Below are 18,265 nucleotides of genomic sequence, written 5' to 3'. Positions count from 1 at the left end.
AATACTGCGACTCTCATTCGAGGGTCGTTTTTTGTTGCTCGGCGAATCTGGTACAATGAGAGCAGAAGAATTTGAGGAGGACAACATGGCCACGGGTAAACATTTACTACTGATCGATGGCAACTCGATCGCGTTTCGGGCATTTTATGCGCTGTACAACCAACTGGATCGGTTCACGAACGCACAAGGCGTGCACACCAATGCGGTGTTCGCGTTCAACAACATGTTAGACAATCTGGTCGACACGGTGGCACCGGACAATATTTTGGTGGCGTTTGATCGCTCCGGCGGGACGTTCCGCACCAAAAAGTTTGCGGAATACAAAGGCAACCGTGACCGGGCGCCTGAAGAGCTGGTCGAACAGTTGCCGCTGATCAAGCGCCTGTTGGATGACCACGGCATGGCGCATTATGAGTTGCAGGATTGGGAGGCCGACGACATCATCGGGACCCTGGCCAAGCAGGCGGAAGCCGCTGGTTGGGAAACCACAGTGGTGACCGGCGACCGCGATCTCACGCAGCTGGCGACCGATCACGTGACCGTGCAGGTGACGAAAAAAGGCGTTGGTGAGCTTGAAGCCTACACACCGGCACACATCGAAGAGAAGTTTGGCATCACGCCTAAACAGATCATCGACATGAAAGGGCTGATGGGCGATACTTCTGACAACTATCCTGGCGTCACCAAGGTCGGCGAAAAAACCGCGCTGAAGCTACTCAACCAGTTTGGCTCGATCGAAAATCTTTATGACAACATCGACGACCTCAAGAAGTCTAAGATGAAAGAAAATCTGATCAACGACCGCGACAATGCCTTCATGAGCAAGGACCTCGCGACGATCCGCCAAGACGCGCCGTTGACCGTGGGGCTTGATGACACCAAGTATGCCGGCCCCGACATCGACAAGCTGCGGGAACTGTACACCGAGCTGGACATGCGCCAGGCGCTGAACAAGCTGAACAAACAGGCGCCAGTCGCCCAGCCCGCCGCGCATTATGTGGTGCTCGACGACACCAATCTCGAGCAGTTGTTTGCCATCAAGGAACCGATCAGCTTTGAGATCGAGATGTTGACCGAAAACTACCACACGGCAGACCCGGTCGGCTTTTTCATCGGCACGTCCAGCGATGCGTACGTCAGCGCCGACGTCACCTTGCTGACGCTGCCGGCAGTACAAACCTGGTTGCAGCGGTTGCCGGGCATCGCTGTTTTTGACGCCAAGCGCAATCTGATCGCGGCCAACAAGCTCGGGTTACAGCTGGACAACATCGATTTTGACGTGTTGCTCGCGTCTTATTTGCTGAACCCAGACCAAAACGCCAACGATTTTGGCCAGATCGCCCAAGACCACGACTACCAGCTGGAATTCGATGCGGATATCTATGGCAAAGGTGCCAAGCTGGCATTGCCGGAAGAACCGGTGTTGTTCAGCCACTTCGCTCGCAAAGCCGCGGCAATCTTGAGCCTGCGGCCACACTTACTGACAGACCTCGACGCGCACGATCAAACCGACTTATTCACCGATATGGAAATGCCGCTGGCCAAGGTACTGGCGCGCATGGAAATCGCCGGCATCACCTTGCACGGCGCGACGCTTCAGGCCATGGGGGACCAGTACGCCCAGACGATCCAGGTCTTGGAAGAGAAGATCTATGGCGAAGCCGGGTTGAAGTTTAACCTCAACTCGCCCAAGCAGCTAGGTGAGGTCTTGTTTGAGAAGATGCAACTGCCGGTGATCAAAAAAACCAAGACCGGCTATTCCACCAGCGTCGAGGTGTTGGAACAGTTGCGTTCAAGCAGCCCGATCGTCCAAGACATCCTCGATTACCGCGCGGTTTCTAAGCTTCAGTCGACCTATGTCAAAGGTCTGTTGAAGGCGGTACTACCAGACGGGAAGATCCATACCCGTTATTTGCAGACGCTGACGCAAACCGGGCGGCTGTCGTCGGTCGATCCAAACATGCAAAACATCCCGGCCCGTGGCGACGGCAAGTTGATCCGCAAGGCCTTCGTGCCGTCGCATGCCGGCTGGCAGATCTTCAGTAGCGATTATTCGCAGATCGAACTGCGCGTGCTCGCTCACATCTCCGGGGATGCCAACATGCAAGAGGCGTTCAAAGAAGATCGCGATATCCACGCCAATACCGCCATGAAGATCTTCGGTCTCGATTCGCCGGATCAGGTGACGCCAGATATGCGTCGGCAGGCCAAGGCGACCAACTTCGGGATCGTGTACGGGATCTCAGACTTTGGTTTGGCCAAAAATATCGGCATCACCCGGCGGCAGGCCAAGGCGTTTATCGACGGGTACTTCGAACAATACCCACAGGTGCATGATTACATGGACAAAATGGTCGCGCAAGCTCGTGAGCAAGGCTATGTTGAAACCTTGTTCCACCGCCGCCGCTACCTCGACCAGATCCATTCGCGCAACTTCAACCAGCGCCAGTTTGCAGAACGCACCGCGATGAATACCCCGATCCAAGGCTCTGCCGCAGATATCATTAAGGTTGCCATGATCCGGATGCAACAGATGCTAGAAGAACACAACTTGCAAAGCCGGATGCTCTTGCAGGTCCACGATGAACTGATCTTTGAAGGCCCGGAAGAAGAAATGGCGAAGCTTGGCGAGCTGGTGCCTAAGGTGATGGATTCAGCCGTCGATCTTTCCGTGCCGTTGAAAGTTGAAAGTTCCTATGGACCGACTTGGTACGATGCCAAGTAGCCTCAAGTTGGCGAGAAAGGATGCCCGATGCCAGAATTACCAGAAGTTGAAAACGTCCGCCGCAGCCTGAGCAACTTGGTGGTAGGCAAAACTGTCGCCGCCGTTGCCACTAACTGGGAGAAGATCCTCATCGGCGGCCAACAACTGTTCCAAGAAGCCTTGCAAAACGCCACCGTCACCGGTGTTGACCGGCGCGGCAAGTATTTGTTGTTGCGCTTTGACAACGACTTGACACTCGTGTCGCACCTGCGCATGGAAGGCAAGTATCAACTTGCAGTGGACGCCACGCAACCGTTGCCGCGTTTCGTCCATGTCTGGTTTGATTTCACCGATGGCAGCCAACTGCGCTATTTGGACATGCGCAAGTTTGGCCGGATGCAACTGTGTGACACCGGCAGTGTTGCCGCCAGCGTCTCGGGAATCGCGGCTATGGGGCCTGAGCCGACCGCAGAGGCTTTTGACGCCACGGCGTTTTATCAGACGCTCAAGCGCCATAAGAAGCCGATCAAGTCCGTGTTGCTCGATCAAAGTGTGGTGGCCGGTGTGGGCAACATCTATGCCGATGAAACGCTGTGGCGGGCCAAGATCAATCCGGAACAGCCGGCGGCGACATTGACACGCAAAGAAGTCGTGCGTCTGCACGATGAGATCATCGCGATCATGGCCCAAGCCATCGAACTAGGCGGCACCAGCGTCCATACGTTCGTGGATGCGAATGGCAAACGCGGCGGGTTCCAGGAACATTTGCGTGTGTACGATCGCGAAGGCACGCCTTGTCCGGTTTGCGGCACGACCATCGTCAAGATCAAAGTCGGCCAGCGCGGGACCCACTATTGCCCACACTGCCAGCCTTTGAGAAAGCGCAAACTGCCATGACATATTTATTAGGGCTAACCGGCGGCATCGCGTCGGGTAAAAGCACAGTCTCTGCGATGTTCAAAGAGGCGGGGTATCCGGTGGTCGATGCCGATATCATTGCTCGGCAGATCGTTGAACCCGGCCAACCCGCCTTGCAAGAAATCAAGGCGCGTTTTGGCGCGCATGTGATCCAACCCGATGGCAGTCTGGACCGGCATGTTCTGGGGCGGATCGTGTTCGCCGACAAGCAGGCGCTGGCTGATCTCAACGCGATCGATCGGCCGTATCTGCGCACTGCGATCCATGACGCCTTGAATGCCGCGGCGGCAACCGGCGCCGCCATCGTGGTGGGGGATATTCCGCTACTGTATGAAACCGGCTGGCAGGATGCGTTCGATGGCGTGTGTGTCGTCGACATTGAACCGGCCTTGCAACTGTCGCGCTTGATGGCGCGAGATCATCTCGAAGAACAAGAAGCCAAGCAGCGCATCGCCGCACAGATGCCGCTTGCAGACAAGGTCGCTCAAGCCGATTTTGTGATCAACAATTCGCTGGGGCCGGTTGTGCGCCAACAACAGGTCCAAGCCCTCATCGCCCGCCTGCGTGCGCTTGATGAAACCCCGTGAAACCGCGGTTGGAAGTATGTTATACTTGATTCAAAACGGAAAAGAAGGTGTTGGCTTGCAGTGCCCACATTGTCATCACAACAGTAGTCGTGTCGTCGACTCCCGTCCAACCGACGGCGGCAAGGCGATCCGACGTCGCCGCGAATGCGAAAATTGCGGCTTCCGCTTCACCACGTTTGAGCGGATCGAACAAACCCCGTTGCTCGTGATCAAGAAGAACGGAACGCGCGAAGAGTTCAACCGCGAGAAGATTTTGAAAGGCCTCATCCGTGCCGCCGAAAAGCGGCCGGTCACGATGGAGCAGATGCAAGGCATCGTCGAAAAAGTCGAAAATCGCCTGCGTGCCATCGGGGAAAACGAAGTGTCCAGCCAGGCCATCGGGGAGTATGTGATGAGCCTGTTGGCCGACGTCGACGACGTGGCCTATATTCGCTTTGCCAGTGTTTATCGCCAATTCAAAGACATGTCGGTGTTCATGCAGGAACTCCAAGACATGATGAAAAAAGAAAAGGGTCCGCATCAAGACTGATCGCAACCGTGCTAATGGTTCAACCGGTCTTGGCAGGCTTGGTGAGCAGGCGACGATATCTTCTGATGCCCAGAGGACTTCGTCGCCTTCTGTGTTTGCCGGGTTCAACTTTTGTGAAAGGAGGACGTGATGGATCGTCCACAGAGTTTCATGGCCCAAGACGACTATCTCGTCACACAGGCCACTTATTTTAGCGACCGCGACCAACAAGTCGCCATCAGTTTGTATCAGCCGCTGGTCGGCCCGGTGGCGTTGGCGCTATACCTCAGCTTGTGGCAGGAAGTCCATAAGACACCGGCGTTGACCGACCGCCAGCCGCAAACCCGCCTGTTGGACCTGTTGAACATCGATGTCGACACACTGTTTCAAGCGCGGATCCGGCTGGAAGCCGTCGGGTTGTTGAAGACCTACACGACAACCGACAGCATCAGCCGCTACTATGCCTACGAGCTGTATGCGCCGGTGACGCCTCAGGCATTTTTCTCTGATGACTTGTTGGGGATGTTGTTGTACGATCGCGTCGGTGAGACCCGGTATTCGCAACTGGCGTCTCAGTTTACGCTGTATCCGGTCCGCCGCGAAGAGTGGCAGGATATCTCCCACGACTTCTTATCGGTATTTCAACTCACCAACGTGCTCGAACAGCCACCTGTCACAACGCAGGCAAAGCGCGCACTGGCCCAAAAGCCAGCGCCCAAAGTCAGCCTAGGGGATGCAGCGGGCTACGACTGGGTGTTGTTGGCCCAGATGCTTACGCGTTCGAATCTGGCGGCCGGCGAACTCGATCGCAACCGTGAGTCCTTGTATCAGATCGCGCGACTTTATGGCCTCCAGCCGCCGGAATTATCGCGGCTGATCATGAAGGCGACGGATGTGATGACTGGAAAGTTGAACCTCAAGCAGGTCCGTGAATTTGCGGAACAATCGTATCAAAAAACCGCTCATCCGGCGTTTGTCGAGCAAGGCCAGGACGTGCAAACGCCTGCTAACAAGCCAAAGTCGCAGTTGAAGCTCACCGTAGAAGAAGCCGAGTTGCTGGCCCGGGCGACCAACATGGCGCCGGCGCCGTTTTTAGACGACACCAAGAAGCGTAAAGCCAACGATTCGCGGGCCAAAGCCTGGCCTAACGAGACCTTCGCGTTGCGTAAGTTGATGGACGATCATACCTTCGACACGGTGACGATCAACATCTTGGTCGATTACATTTTCCGCAGTTACGACAGCCTCAGCCAGGCGCTACTTGGCAGCTTCGTCACGCGCTGGGTGAATGCCGGGGTCAAAACCCCGGATGCTGCGTTGGCCCAGATCCGCAAAGAAACCGCAGAGAAGGCCAAACCAAAGGCTAACCGTAATCGTCCGACTCGCCAAGAAGAGATCCCGACTTGGCTGAAACCGGAAAATGCGACCAAGGCGACCAAGCCGGTGGCGCATCAAGATCAACAAAGCATTCGCAACAAGTTAGACGCGCTGCGGAAACTGCAGCATAAGGGGGCGGATTCGCAATGAAAGACATGAGTGAAACACTCAAAGCGCTCATGGATCGCCGACAAGTGACCGGCAAATACCATGAGATGATCAACGCTGCAGTAGCAGACCCTGAGGTGCAGGCGTTTTTGCGTGCTAACGCCGACAGGCTGGCGCCTGATGCCAGCCGGCGCGGGGCGGCCAAGATCTATGAGTTCGTGCAACAGCGCGATAAGTATCAAAGCGGCCATACGACGTTTGCGCCAGGCTATCAGCCACAGCTGGTGGTCGCCAACGCTCAGATCGATATCGCCTATGAACCGACTAAAGAAAAACTCGCCGAAGACAAGCAACGTAGCCAGCAGCAACTGGTCAAAGCCGTCAACATGCCCAAGGCGATCGGCACGGCGAGCTTCGACGATTATGATGCTAACGACCGCGTCGACGCGCTGGGGGCGGCGATCGAATTCACCAGCGCGATGACGCAAGCCCCTGACAAGTTCCACAAAGGGCTTTATCTCACCGGTGCTTTTGGGCGCGGCAAGACCTATTTGCTGGGAGCGATCGCCAACGAGCTGGCCAAACAAGGCATCGGCTCGACGCTGGTCCATGTGCCAACGCTAGCCGTCGAGATGAAAGCCGCGATCCAAGACAATTCGGTGTTGCCTAAAACCAACGCGATCAAAAAAGCGCAGGTGCTGATGCTCGATGACATCGGTGCAGAAGCCTTGTCACCGTGGTTTCGTGACGAGGTCTTGGGCATCATTTTACAATACCGTTTGCAAGAAGAGCTGCCGACGATGTTTTCCAGCAACAAGACCATGGCGGAGCTCGGACGGTATCTCGCCGGGGCCGATCGCGGTGATAACGAGGCATTGAAGGCCCAACGGATCATGGAACGCGTCCGATTTTTGGCGACCGAATACGTCGTCGGCGGCCCGGATCGTCGCAATGGTTAAAAATCCCGCTTGCATGCGTGCAGGCGTTGTGGTTTAATCTAGGTATCGAAGACGGAAGTTATAAGGATCATGAACAGAGAGGTCACGCCAAGGCTGTAAGCGTGCCAGACCTGATCCGCACCGCTTCTCGGTTTCTCCTCGACCCGTGCTGGGTTATCGCACAGAGTGGAAAGCGTCAGCTTTCAATTCGGGTGGAACCGCGAGCAATCGTCCCGGATGCCAGTGATGGCATCCGGGATTTTTTTAACTTCTGAATCTATCTTAAAAGGAGATCTACATAACATGGCAATCGCAATTACGTTACCAGATAAAAGTGTTAAGTCGTTTGACGACGCTGTTAGTGTTTTAGATATCGCCAAGAGCATCGCCCCAAGCTTGGCTAAAAAGGCTGTCGCCGGGAAGGTCAACGACAAGCTCGTCAGCGTTGACGCCGTTGTTGACGCAGACGCCAGCGTCGAGATCGTTACCAAAGATTCCGCAGACGGCTTGGCCGTTTTGCGCCAAACCGCGACCTTCGTGCTTGCGGCCGCAATCAAAGAGCTGTTCCCAGAAGTCCGTTTGGGCCAAGGTGAAGCCCAAGAAGACGGCTTCTTCTACGACACCGACAAAGACAACGGCCAGCTGACCGTTGACCAACTGCCTGAAATCAAGGCCAAGATGGCTGATATCATCAAGGCTAACCCAGAGATCGCTGCCAAGACCTTAAGCAAAGACGAAGCGCTGGCATATTTTGCCAACGAACCGTTCAAAAAGCAACTGGTCGAAGCTCAAGACGGCGAGATCAAAGGCTTTTCACTGGGCGACTTCTTCGATTTCGAAGAATCTGCCTTGTTGCCAAGCTTGAAAGACCTCAAGCACTTCGAGTTGCTTTCTGTTGCTGGTGCTTATTGGGAAGGCAAGTCTTCCAACCCGATGCTCCAACGGATCTACGGGACCGCTTATTACAAGCAGGCTGATCTAGAAGATGACGCCAAGCGCCGCCAAGACGCCAAAGAACACGACCATCGGACCATCGGTCGCGACCTCGACTTGTTCTTCGTCGATCCTAAGGCCGGTGCCGGCTTGCCATACTGGATGCCAAACGGTGCCACCATTCGTCGCGTGATCGAACGCTACATCATCGACAAGGAACTGGCTGACGGCTACAAGCATGTTTACACCCCGATCCTGGCTAACCTCGATCTGTACAAGACTTCCGGCCACTGGGATCACTACCGCGAAGACATGTTCCCACCAATGGACATGGGCGACGGCGAAATGCTCGAATTGCGCCCGATGAACTGCCCATCTCATATCCAGATTTACAAGCACCACATCCGCTCTTATCGTGAATTGCCACTGCGGATCGCTGAATTGGGCATGATGCACCGTTACGAAAAGTCTGGCGCCTTGTCCGGCTTGCAGCGTGTGCGTGAAATGACCTTGAACGATGGCCACACCTTCGTTGCCTTGGATCAGATCCAAGAAGAATTCAAGAAGATCCTGCGTCTGATCATGGATGTTTACGAAGACTTCAACATCAACGATTACACCTTCCGGCTGTCTTACCGCGACCCTGAAAACACCGAAAAGTACTTCGATGATGAAGAAATGTGGACCCGTTCTCAAACCATGCTCAAAGGCGCGATGGATGACTTGGGTCTGGATTACTACGAAGCAGAAGGCGAAGCAGCCTTCTACGGGCCAAAGCTCGATATCCAAACCAAGACCGCACTTGGCAACGACGAAACCATGTCTACCATCCAGTTAGACTTCATGTTGCCAGAACGCTTCGGTTTGACTTATGTCGGCAAAGATGGGCAAGAACACCGTCCGGTCATGATTCACCGTGGTGTTGTGGGCACGATGGAACGCTTCATCGCTTACCTGACCGAAATCTACAAAGGGGCTTTCCCAACTTGGTTAGCACCGACCCAAGCAATCTTGATTCCTGTTGCCGATGCGCATAAAGACTACGTTGAAGACCTCAAAGACCGGATGCTTAAAGCCGGCCTGCGTGCTGAGGTCGACGATCGCAACGAGAAGATGGGCTACAAGATCCGCGAAGCCCAGACCCGCAAGGTACCGTACACGATCGTTGTTGGTGACAAAGAACGCGCCAACGCCGGCGTTTCTGTTCGTCGCTATGGTGAAGAACACACCGAAGAAGAATCGGCTAAGATGTTCATCGAAGCCATGGTTGCCGAAGTCAAGAACTACTCTCGCGACGGCAAGCGCAAAGCCAGCGAAGTTAAAAAAGTGCTTGGCGACTAACTTTTAGCCATCCACAAAAGCGTCTCTGTTCCCCCGTTTTGGGTAGGGCAGGGACGCTTTTTTTGTCTGTTTCTTCTATATAAGTAGGCGACGATCACGAAAAAGAAAGTGGTGCAGGTCAAGCGAGTGTGGTAATCTACAACTATTGTGAAAGGGGCATGTCGATGATCGTTGCATTATGGGGTTCTTGGTTGTTGTTATTCATTCTCGCGCGCCTGCTCGTTGCACTCATGATGGTGCTGACGATGTTGGCGCTGGTTCTGTTGCCTGGCAACCGCAACCGGCGCTTTGCTCGGTTAACGGGCAACGGCTATCGCGGGTTGTTTGGCGTGTCGATCGTGGTTTCGTTGGTGGCATTGGCCGGCGTGTATTTTTTGGCGCAGTGGTGGTTCACACTGATCAACTTTGCGCCGGTGAACGTGGCGGTGTTTGGCAGTGTCGGTATCGCGGCCATCACCTGGGTCATGACGATCTTCAAAAAACGCCACCGGTTGAGCGACCGGCTTGCCGCTTACCGCGACCAACATGCGGATGACGATGATCAGTAATGCAGTTTTACTTGACACGTGGCGACGCGGCGTGTATAGTGAAATCTGTTGAGAAAACAAGCAGAAGTGCCCGCTTCTCGCCCACGTCATCGTGACCGCTAGGCAAATGTACGGATAAATACGACGGCGGGGGCTCTATATGGAGTTCGTGCCGTTTTTGCTTGGTTTTTTCCAATAAATTTGGAGGTGAATTGCCATAGCACGAGATATGATGGTCAATAACGGAATTCGTTCACGCGAAGTACGGCTGATCGCCCAAGACGGCGAACAGCTAGGCGTGAAGTCAACCCGTGATGCCCTTGCGTTAGCAGAAGCTGCTAACTTGGATCTTGTCCTTGTGTCGCCGAACGCCAAGCCGCCAGTTGCGCGGATCATGGATTTTGGTAAGTATCGTTTCGAGTTGCAGAAAAAGCAACGCGAAGCTCGCAAGAAACAAAAAACCATCAGCATCAAAGAAATTCGCTTAAGCCCGACGATCGGTGAGGCCGACTTCAACACCCGTTTGAAGAATGCCACCAAGTTCCTTGAAAAAGGGGACAAGGTCAAAGTTTCCGTTCGTTTCCGTGGCCGTGCGATTACCCATAAAGACCTGGGGCAAAAGGTCTTGGAACAAATGGCGGCTGCCACTAAGGAGCTCGCCGTCGTTGAATCCCGTCCGAAGATGGATGGTCGGAGCATGTTCTTAATGCTTGCACCAAAACCTGACAACAAAAAGTAGTCAGAAGTTATTTAGGAGGAAATCGTCATGCCAAAATTCAAGACCCACCGCGCTTCTGCCAAGCGCTTCAAGAAGACCGCTAGCGGCGCTTTGAAGCGGGGCCACGCCTACACCTCTCACCGTTTCCACGGTAAGACCAAGAAGCAACGTCGTCAACTGCGCAAGTCCGGCTTGGTATCCCATTCCGATATGAAGCGGATCCGCCAGATGCTCAGCCAAATGAAGTAGAGCGCGTCGAGTGGCGTTTAGGGCAGAGCCCAGCGGGGACTGGCGGTGCAACGAGTTCACTCGTTGTGACGGTAGTTCCGCAGGGCGTCGCCCGATGCCACGCGAAAGCACGTTTAAGTTGAGCACGGTGTCCGCGCTCGAAGAGATTTTTCGTAAAGATTTGAGGAGGAATTCTAATGCCACGTGTTAAAGGTGGAACTGTTACTCGTAAGCGTCGTAAAAAGGTACTGAAGCTCGCCAAGGGCTATCGTGGTGCCAAGCACTTACTGTTTAAGTCAGCTAATGCTCAAGTGATGGTTTCCTATCGCTACGCATTCCGCGACCGTCGCGCTAAGAAGCGTGATTTCCGTCGTCTGTGGATCGCCCGGATCAACGCCGCTGCGCGTATGAACGGCCTTTCCTACAGCAAGCTCATGCATGGTTTGAAGCTGGCTAACGTCGACATGAACCGTAAGATGCTTGCCGACATCGCCATTGCAGATCCTGCAGGCTTCACTGCCTTAGCAGACACTGCTAAAAAGGCTTTGGCCTAAATAACGAAAACAGCCGCTGATGCGGCTGTTTTTTTGCCATTACAATAAGTTGCGGTCGTCGTGGCTGGCGTTGAGGATCGCGGCCGGTTGCATAACGACCAGTTTCCCGTCGACATGCCCGGCATCGAGTAACGCGTGCCCGCGCTGGACGCCGGCTAGCGAAAAGTCGAGCACCGCGGCGATGCGGATCGTGAGGCCCCAGGTGCGCGAAACGGTCGCCAGGAAGTTGAACGCAGCTTCAGTCGGTGCAAGCTTGGCCAGCGGCTGATGGTCAAAATTGCCTGGTGCCATGGCAACGTTGGCGGTGGTCAGCACAATGCCGCCAGCGCGGACCCATTGGCGGCTGAGGTCGTGGTCGGCGCCGCCGTTGATGGCGTTGACCACAGCGTCAGCGACCGGTTGGGCCTGCTGACGGGCCTGGGCATAATCTAAGATGGTATCGGCACCGAGGGCTTGTAGCTGCTCGTGGTGGCTAGCAGCGGCAATGGCCGTCACGGTGAAACCACGGCATTTTGCCAGTTGTACCAAGAGACTGCCGACGCCGCCACCGGCACCGATAATCACCAGCCGAGCGCCGGCCGGCAGCGCCAGTTGTTCGATGATCGAATAGGCGGCAACGCCGATTTGTGGTAACGCGGCGGCATCAAGAAAGCTCAACGCGCTGGGTTTTGCGATCAGCTTGGTGACGCTGGCGGTGACGTATTCGCTGTAGCCGCCAAGCGGGCGGTAGTTCATGACGATGTCCCCAATCGCAAAACCGCTGACGCCTTGTCCGAGGCTGGTGACGCGCCCGACGACGTCTGTGCCTGGCACGATCGGAAATTTCAGCGGGCGCGTTTCTTGCTGTTCGCCGCGACGAAGGCTGGCGTCATAGGGATTCAGGCCAAAGCCGAGCACCTGTAGTTGCACTTGGCCGGCTTTGGGTTGGGGTGGGGCTTGTTCGATGGTGGTGAACACATCGGGTCCCCCGAAGTGATCGAAGCCAAAGCGAATCATGTTATTCCTCCTTCAGTTGGGCAAACCAGGTCTTGGCGGCTTCTAGTTCGTCGTTGGTGAGTTGGTGCCCATGCTGGTGATAATACGTCGTTACCGCCGCCCCTGATCCTGAAAACAGGGTTTCAAGCGCGGTGAAATTTTCGCTGTTGGCGAAAGGATCGTGGGCGCCGTGAGAAAGCCAGACATGCGCGTCGTTGAGGGCGCGATGCGGATCTTCGTTGCCCAAGCGCATCGGGTGAAAAAACAGCGCGTCGCGCCACGGAACCGACTTTTCCAGCATGGCGCGCGCGGCGATATTGGCGCCGTTAGAATAGCCCATGGCCAAGGTGTGGTCAACAGCGCGCTGATACTGCGTCAGCGCCGCGGCGACCGTGTCGAGCAGCCAGGTGGTTTGGCGGGCAAGATCGGCGAAGTCAAAACTGCCATCCGCACGGTGGCGAAAATAGCGGGCCTCACCGTTTTCGGCAACGCGCCCGCCGATACTTAAGACGGCGGCTTCTGGCGCGACAAAATGCGCCAGCGGCACCAGATCGCGTTCGCTGCCGCCGGTGCCGTGGAGCAACAACAAGGTGGTGGCAGACGTTCCGGGAATAAAGGTTGTCATTTTGTCCTCCTAACGCCCGCGCCAGTCGGTGGCAAAAGGCTTCAGCCCGGCTTCGATCGCTTCGCGTCGAGGCTCCAGCTTGGGCGGCAGTTCCAACTTGACCCCGGCTTCGTCGTAACCCTCGTCTTGCAAAAAGCCTGGGCCGGCGGTGGCGATTTCAAACAATACCTGCGGCGCCGCGCGGAAGTAGTTGGACTGAAAATAATAGCGGTCGATCAGATCCGATTGGGGCAAGCGGAAGCTGGCAATCTGCTTCACCCAGGACTTGAGGCTGGTGAGGTCGACGGTGTTGAACGCGGCGTGGTGGATCATGCCATAGCCTTCTTCGGCGATCGGCAACGTGCGGTTTTGTTCGACGATCACCTGAGCGCCGTGGCCACCGGCGTTGACGCTGTATAATCGGCGACTGGCGGCTTCTGCGATCTGTTCAAAACCCATGACGGTTGTCAGCACATAATCGAGATGTGCCAAATTGATGATCGTGATGGTTACCGGACCCAGCCCCACGATTGCAAATTCTTGGGGCACGTCGCTATGCTGCCACGGGGCGCCGCCGGCGACGCCATGATCGTGTTCGTCTGAAATCAGCTGGTAGACCTGGCCGTCCGCGTCGGTGAAATCCAGCACCAATGCGTCGAACTGCTGTCTGACCGTGCCGGTTTGCAGCCCGCGGTCTTGCAAGCGTTCGTGCCAATAATCCAACGCCGCGTCGTTTGGCACACGAAAGCTGACGGCGCTGATCATGTTAGTGCCGCGCTGAGCGCGATCTTGATTGGGAAAAGTGAAAAAGGTCATGTCGGTGCCGGCAGTCCCTTGGTCGTCGGTGAAATAGAGGTGATACGTGTCCAAGGCGTCTTGGTTGACAGTTTTTTTGATCAGGTGCAGGCCGAGGATCTTAACCATCAAGGTGTAGATCGCTTCTGGGTCTTTGGCCATGGCGGTGACGTGGTTGATGCCTAACAGCGGGGATTCAATCATTGAAATCCACTCCTTTGCGATGCCAGTACGCAGCAATTGCTGAACGTTGCGGTTCAAGATGTGGCGGCAGGCCCAGGCCTTGTCCCAAGGTCGCTTGCGGCTCATCGAGGGTAAAGCCTGGCGTTGGGGTCGCAAACTCGATGCGGTTACCGTTGGGTTCGCGCACATACAAGCTGGTGAACCAGCCGCGATCGATCAATTTTTCGATGACGTAGCCATGGGCTCGTGCCTGTTGCTGCAAGTCAGCCAACACGTCGACGCTGGCCACGGTCAAAGCAATGTGGTCGATGCTGCCGCGTCCAAAGCGGTGTTTGCCAGGGGCCACTTGCTGGAGCGCTAGCCGGCGGCTGTCGGGCAACAAGATTTCACGCGTCGTTGAATCCACACCCAACATCGCTGCAAAAAAACGCCGTGTTGCCTCGACGTCGACGACGTTCAAGGCACTTCCCCAATACCCCAGCAGGTCGTGCTGGTCTTGGGAGGCGACAGGCGTCAGCGTGATCGTCACACCGTTAGGGTCTTGCACGGTCAAGCCGCCGAGGCGGTTTTTCCAGTATTCAGTCTTAGCCTCAGGGATTCCGAACGTGATGCCGGCCATGTGGCTGCCATCATCGTAGCGCGGGCCGAGGTGGTCGACGCCAAAAAACGTGATGACTGTGCCTGGCGTGCCGGTAGCGTCGCCATAAAAAATGTGGCGCATATGCAGATTTTCTTGATTAACCGTATTTTTGACGAGACGCAACCCCAGACGATCGCGATAAAACGCGGTGGTGGCAGGGATGTCGCCGGTGAGCAGGGAAACATGGTGTAACGAAGGAAGCACGTGAATCACCTCAATTCTACTTATTAAAGATAAGTATATGATTTTCTGCTAGGATTGCAAGCGCAACCGCTTTAATCTCATCGTACCGTATTCTCGATTAAAAGGCGATTTTTACGCTCGCCACACAGCCGGTGCAATGGGGCAGAGGGTTTGTTATAATAGGTTAGATATGCTTTAGAATAGGGAGGCCAAGCATGGCAGTATTTAAACCGACCTGGCTCGTGCAGGCTGTTTATGGTCTGACGCCACAACGGCTACAAGAACAAGGCATCAAGGCGATTTTGACCGATCTGGACAACACCTTGATCGCATGGAACAATCCTGACGGCACGCCGGCGTTGCACGCATGGCTACAACGGATGCACGAAGCCGGTATCACAGTGATGGTGGTGTCCAATAACAACCACCACCGGATTGCCCGCGCACTTGCCAAACTCGATTTGCCGTTTGTCTCGCGGGCGCTCAAGCCACTACCTTTTGGCGTTGAGCGGGCGCGGCGGCAGTTGCGGTTGAACAAGCACGAAGTCGTGATGGTCGGCGATCAGTTGTTGACTGACGTAATGGCCGGCAACGCAGCCGGGGTCCGCACGATCTTGGTGCGGCCGCTGGTGGCAACGGATGCGTGGAACACGCGTATCAATCGATTCCTAGAACGTTTTGTATTCATGTTACTCGGCGGGAAGTCGTCGTTGACATACAAGGAGGATCTGCATGGCTGAAGAATCAACAGACGAATTGCGCTGCATCGGGTGTGGCGCCTTGTTACAGACACAAGAGCCCAACCACGCGGGCTATCTGCCCGCCGGCACTCTGGCAAAAATGCAAGCTGACCCAGACGCAGAGCTGTATTGCCAGCGCTGCTTCCGGCTGCGCCATTATAATGAAGTGCAAGACGTTGAGTTGACCGACGACGACTTCCTGCGCCTGCTTAACGCCTTGGGCGAAGCCGACGCCTTGATCGTCAACGTCGTCGACATCTTCGACTTCAACGGCAGCGTCATCCCAGGGCTGCATCGCTTCGTGGGCAACAACCCGGTCGTCTTGGTCGGCAACAAGGCCGATGTTTTGCCCAAGTCGGTCAACCCGCGCAAGCTGACGAACTGGCTGACCCAAGCGGCGCACGCCCAAGGCCTGCGCCCGGTCGCCACCATGTTGACGTCTGCCAAAAAAGGCAAGCAGATCGATGAATTGCTCGATGTCATCGAACGCTACCGCGATGGCCGCGACGTCTATGTCGTCGGGGTCACCAACACCGGCAAATCGACATTGATCAACCAGATCATCAAACGCCTGACCGGTGTGCAAGAACTCATCACGACCTCGCGCTTCCCTGGTACGACCCTGGATCGTATCGAGATTCCGTTGGATGACGGGCGCAACTTGATCGACACGCCTGGGATCATCCATCGCGGCCAGATGGCGCATTACGTCGACAAGCGCGACTTGAACCTGGTGGCGCCAACGCATCCGATCCGGCCAAAGGTTTACCAACTCAACCCTGGCCAAACCATTTTCCTCGCCGGGCTGGCCCGTTTTGATTTTGTTGCCGGCAAGAAGTCCGGCTTCACGATCTACGTCGACAACCAACTGTTGCTGCACCGCACCAAAACCGAAAACGCGGATGCCTTTTACGCCAAGCACAAAGGCGGCTTGTTGGCACCACCACGTGAAGGCGCAGATTTTCCTGAACTCGTGCGCTTTGAATTCACGCCTAAGGAAGAATCTGATCTGGTCTTTGCAGGACTCGGCTGGGTCGTCATCCCGGCTGGCCAAACCGTTGCGGGCTACGCGCCTAAAGGGGTCGATGTATTGTTGCGCAAGGCGCTGGTTTAGTAAGCAAGGAGAGAGAATATATGTTAACTGGAAAACAAAAACGTTACCTGCGGAGTCAAGCCATGACGATGAAGCCGCTGATCACGTTGGGTAAAAATGAGATCAGCGACAGTTTCGTTGACGGCGTAAAAGCCGCGCTAGAGGCTCGTGAGCTGATTAAGATCAGCCTGCTGCCGGCCAGCGAAGAAACGCCGAAGTCTGTCGGGGCTGCCTTAGCTGAAGCGATTCCGGGCCTAGAAGTGGCCCAAACGATCGGGCGCGTTGTTGTCGTGTACAAGCGGGCGTTTGATCCTGAAAATCGCCACGTCTCCGCTGAAATCGCAAAGTTGTAGGAGGCGACGCCATGAGTGGGGAAAACACGGTCACCACGTTGACCCATCCGGTGATCACCGAAGAAGTTTCTGAAGCCATTCTGGGGTCGCGGCGCAAACAAATCGGTCTGTTCGGCGGGACATTCAACCCGATCCATAATGGGCATCTGATCATGGCCGAGGCGGTCGGTACGCAACTCGGTTTGCGGCAAGTGCTCTTTATGCCTGACAATCAGCCGCCGCATGTCGATCACAAAGACGCGATCGACCCTAAACACCGGCTGGCCATGCTGGAAGCCGCAATTCGCGACAATCCGCTGTTTGGCATCGAGCTGTGTGAGCTGCAACGTGGCGGCATCAGTTACAGCTACGACACGATGGTGGGGCTGAAGCGACTGCATCCCGACACCGATTATTATTTCATCATCGGTGCCGACATGGTCGATTACTTGCCCAAGTGGCATCGCATCGATGAGCTGGTGAAGCTGGTCACGTTTGTCGGTGTCAAGCGGCGCGGTTACACGCCGCAAAGCCCGTATCCGATCCTTTGGGTCGACGCGCCTTTGATCGACATCTCATCCACTGAGATCCGCGAGCGCGTCGCCACCGGCCAAAGCATTCGTTACCTCGTTCCGGAACCGGTGCGAGCTTATATTGAGAAAGAAGGATTATATCTTGGCGACAATTGAATATCCGACGCGTCTGACCAATGGGCAATCCCGCGCAGGCATTATCGCGCTGTTGCAGAATCGCCTGAGTGAAGACCGCTTTCAGCACTGCTTACGGGTGGAGTCGACGGCGCGAGAACTCGCGCAACGTTTTAGCGAAGACGTCGACCGCGCTGGTTTGGCAGGGCTGTTACACGATTACGCCAAGGAGATCCCGGTCAGCGATTACGAAGATGTGATCAAGCGCAACGGCTTTGATCTACAGCTACTGCGGTATGGCCGTGGGGTGTGGCACGGCATGGTCGGGACCTGGTTTATCCGCAATGAAGTTGGGGTGACCGATCATCAGGTGATTACCGCCATCGAGCGCCATACCACCGGCGATCCGGAGATGACGACGCTCGATCAGATCGTTTTTGTCGCCGACTTCATCGAACCGGCACGCAAGCTCCCGGCAGAAATCGCCGCGCGCAACGCTGCCAAGTCCAACATGCGTCAAGCCACGCTGATCGAGCTGGAGAACACCTTGACCTATCTCATTTCGAATCACAAGATCGTCTATCCCAAAACACTGTTGACTTATAACGCCTTCATTCAACCTAAGGAGTAAG

General features: G+C 55.5%; 20 protein-coding genes. 16 read left to right on the top strand and 4 right to left on the bottom strand.

All coding sequences use genetic code 11. From position 1 onward, the window contains the following. Positions 1-85 precede the first annotated feature (85 nt). From polA to rplT, 11 genes are all read left to right on the top strand, one after another. On the top strand, positions 86-2,725 hold the full coding sequence (polA, locus tag ACYVRB_RS00825) for a DNA polymerase I (RefSeq protein WP_461212943.1): 2,640 nt from the start codon (positions 86-88) through the stop codon (positions 2,723-2,725). A gap of 27 nt (positions 2,726-2,752) precedes the next feature. Next, on the top strand, positions 2,753-3,601 hold the full coding sequence (gene mutM, locus ACYVRB_RS00820; protein ID WP_461212942.1) for a DNA-formamidopyrimidine glycosylase: 849 nt from the start codon (positions 2,753-2,755) through the stop codon (positions 3,599-3,601). Continuing rightward, the gene (gene coaE / locus ACYVRB_RS00815; RefSeq protein ID WP_461212941.1) at positions 3,598-4,209 is read left to right on the top strand and encodes a dephospho-CoA kinase; all 612 of its coding nucleotides are present in this window, start codon (positions 3,598-3,600) and stop codon (positions 4,207-4,209) included. Before mutM ends, coaE begins: the two co-directional genes overlap by 4 nt. 55 nt (positions 4,210-4,264) lie before the next feature. Further along, a complete protein-coding gene (gene nrdR / locus ACYVRB_RS00810) occupies positions 4,265-4,738 on the top strand; it encodes a transcriptional regulator NrdR (RefSeq protein WP_461213030.1) in 474 nt (157 codons plus the stop codon). Positions 4,739-4,867: 129 nt separating this feature from the next. Then, positions 4,868-6,244, top strand: coding sequence for a replication initiation and membrane attachment family protein (locus ACYVRB_RS00805; protein WP_461212940.1), 1,377 nt, complete (start codon positions 4,868-4,870; stop codon positions 6,242-6,244). Continuing rightward, positions 6,241-7,161 carry a primosomal protein DnaI gene (gene dnaI, locus ACYVRB_RS00800; RefSeq protein WP_461212939.1) on the top strand — a complete coding sequence of 307 codons (921 nt, stop codon included), beginning with the start codon at positions 6,241-6,243 and terminating at the stop codon, positions 7,159-7,161. The genes ACYVRB_RS00805 and dnaI overlap by 4 nt, the downstream gene beginning before the upstream one ends. Before the next feature lie 282 nt (positions 7,162-7,443). After that, positions 7,444-9,414 carry a threonine--tRNA ligase gene (thrS, locus tag ACYVRB_RS00795; RefSeq protein ID WP_461212938.1) on the top strand — a complete coding sequence of 657 codons (1,971 nt, stop codon included), beginning with the start codon at positions 7,444-7,446 and terminating at the stop codon, positions 9,412-9,414. 164 nt (positions 9,415-9,578) lie between these two features. Continuing rightward, positions 9,579-9,962 (top strand): hypothetical protein, encoded by a 384-nt coding sequence (locus ACYVRB_RS00790; protein WP_461212937.1) that lies wholly within the window; start codon positions 9,579-9,581, stop codon positions 9,960-9,962. A 190-nt stretch (positions 9,963-10,152) separates the two neighbouring features. Further along, entirely contained in the window at positions 10,153-10,680 is a 528-nt protein-coding gene (gene infC, locus ACYVRB_RS00785; protein WP_461213029.1) for a translation initiation factor IF-3, read from the top strand. A 27-nt stretch (positions 10,681-10,707) separates the two neighbouring features. After that, positions 10,708-10,908 (top strand): 50S ribosomal protein L35, encoded by a 201-nt coding sequence (gene rpmI / locus ACYVRB_RS00780; protein ID WP_054718570.1) that lies wholly within the window; start codon positions 10,708-10,710, stop codon positions 10,906-10,908. A 176-nt stretch (positions 10,909-11,084) separates the two neighbouring features. After that, positions 11,085-11,441, top strand: a complete 357-nt coding sequence (gene rplT, locus ACYVRB_RS00775) for a 50S ribosomal protein L20 (protein ID WP_461212936.1) — start codon at positions 11,085-11,087, stop codon at positions 11,439-11,441. Positions 11,442-11,480: 39 nt separating this feature from the next. Here rplT and ACYVRB_RS00770 read toward each other — a convergent pair whose 3' ends face one another. From ACYVRB_RS00770 to ACYVRB_RS00755, 4 genes are read right to left on the bottom strand one after another with little or no spacing between them, the layout of a single operon-like run. Continuing rightward, a complete protein-coding gene (locus ACYVRB_RS00770; protein ID WP_461212935.1) occupies positions 11,481-12,437 on the bottom strand; it encodes an NADP-dependent oxidoreductase in 957 nt (318 codons plus the stop codon). Between the two features lies 1 nt (position 12,438). Further along, positions 12,439-13,041: an alpha/beta hydrolase gene (locus ACYVRB_RS00765; protein WP_461212934.1), complete on the bottom strand. Its 603-nt coding sequence runs from the start codon at positions 13,039-13,041 to the stop codon at positions 12,439-12,441. 9 nt (positions 13,042-13,050) lie between these two features. Next, entirely contained in the window at positions 13,051-14,019 is a 969-nt protein-coding gene (locus ACYVRB_RS00760; RefSeq protein WP_461212933.1) for a VOC family protein, read from the bottom strand. Further along, complete coding sequence (locus tag ACYVRB_RS00755) at positions 14,012-14,842, bottom strand: VOC family protein (RefSeq protein ID WP_461212932.1); 831 nt, start codon at positions 14,840-14,842, stop codon at positions 14,012-14,014. Before ACYVRB_RS00755 ends, ACYVRB_RS00760 begins: the two co-directional genes overlap by 8 nt. A 194-nt stretch (positions 14,843-15,036) precedes the next feature. Between ACYVRB_RS00755 and ACYVRB_RS00750 the strand changes: the two genes are divergently transcribed. Genes ACYVRB_RS00750 through yqeK form a run of 5 tightly spaced genes read left to right on the top strand, consistent with a single transcriptional unit; the run spans position 15,037 to position 18,264 of the window. Continuing rightward, a complete protein-coding gene (locus ACYVRB_RS00750; protein ID WP_461212931.1) occupies positions 15,037-15,561 on the top strand; it encodes a YqeG family HAD IIIA-type phosphatase in 525 nt (174 codons plus the stop codon). Further along, complete coding sequence (yqeH, locus tag ACYVRB_RS00745; protein ID WP_461212930.1) at positions 15,554-16,675, top strand: ribosome biogenesis GTPase YqeH; 1,122 nt, start codon at positions 15,554-15,556, stop codon at positions 16,673-16,675. Before ACYVRB_RS00750 ends, yqeH begins: the two co-directional genes overlap by 8 nt. Before the next feature lie 20 nt (positions 16,676-16,695). Continuing rightward, positions 16,696-17,007: a YhbY family RNA-binding protein gene (locus tag ACYVRB_RS00740; protein ID WP_461212929.1), complete on the top strand. Its 312-nt coding sequence runs from the start codon at positions 16,696-16,698 to the stop codon at positions 17,005-17,007. Positions 17,008-17,018: 11 nt separating this feature from the next. Beyond that, positions 17,019-17,675 carry a nicotinate-nucleotide adenylyltransferase gene (locus tag ACYVRB_RS00735; RefSeq protein ID WP_461212927.1) on the top strand — a complete coding sequence of 219 codons (657 nt, stop codon included), beginning with the start codon at positions 17,019-17,021 and terminating at the stop codon, positions 17,673-17,675. Continuing rightward, positions 17,662-18,264, top strand: coding sequence for a bis(5'-nucleosyl)-tetraphosphatase (symmetrical) YqeK (gene yqeK, locus ACYVRB_RS00730; RefSeq protein WP_461212925.1), 603 nt, complete (start codon positions 17,662-17,664; stop codon positions 18,262-18,264). Before ACYVRB_RS00735 ends, yqeK begins: the two co-directional genes overlap by 14 nt. Position 18,265: the final 1 nt, after the last annotated feature.

It is taken from the genome of Lacticaseibacillus boliensis, assembly GCF_054784775.1.
This window is presented reverse-complemented; position numbering and strand designations above follow the sequence as displayed.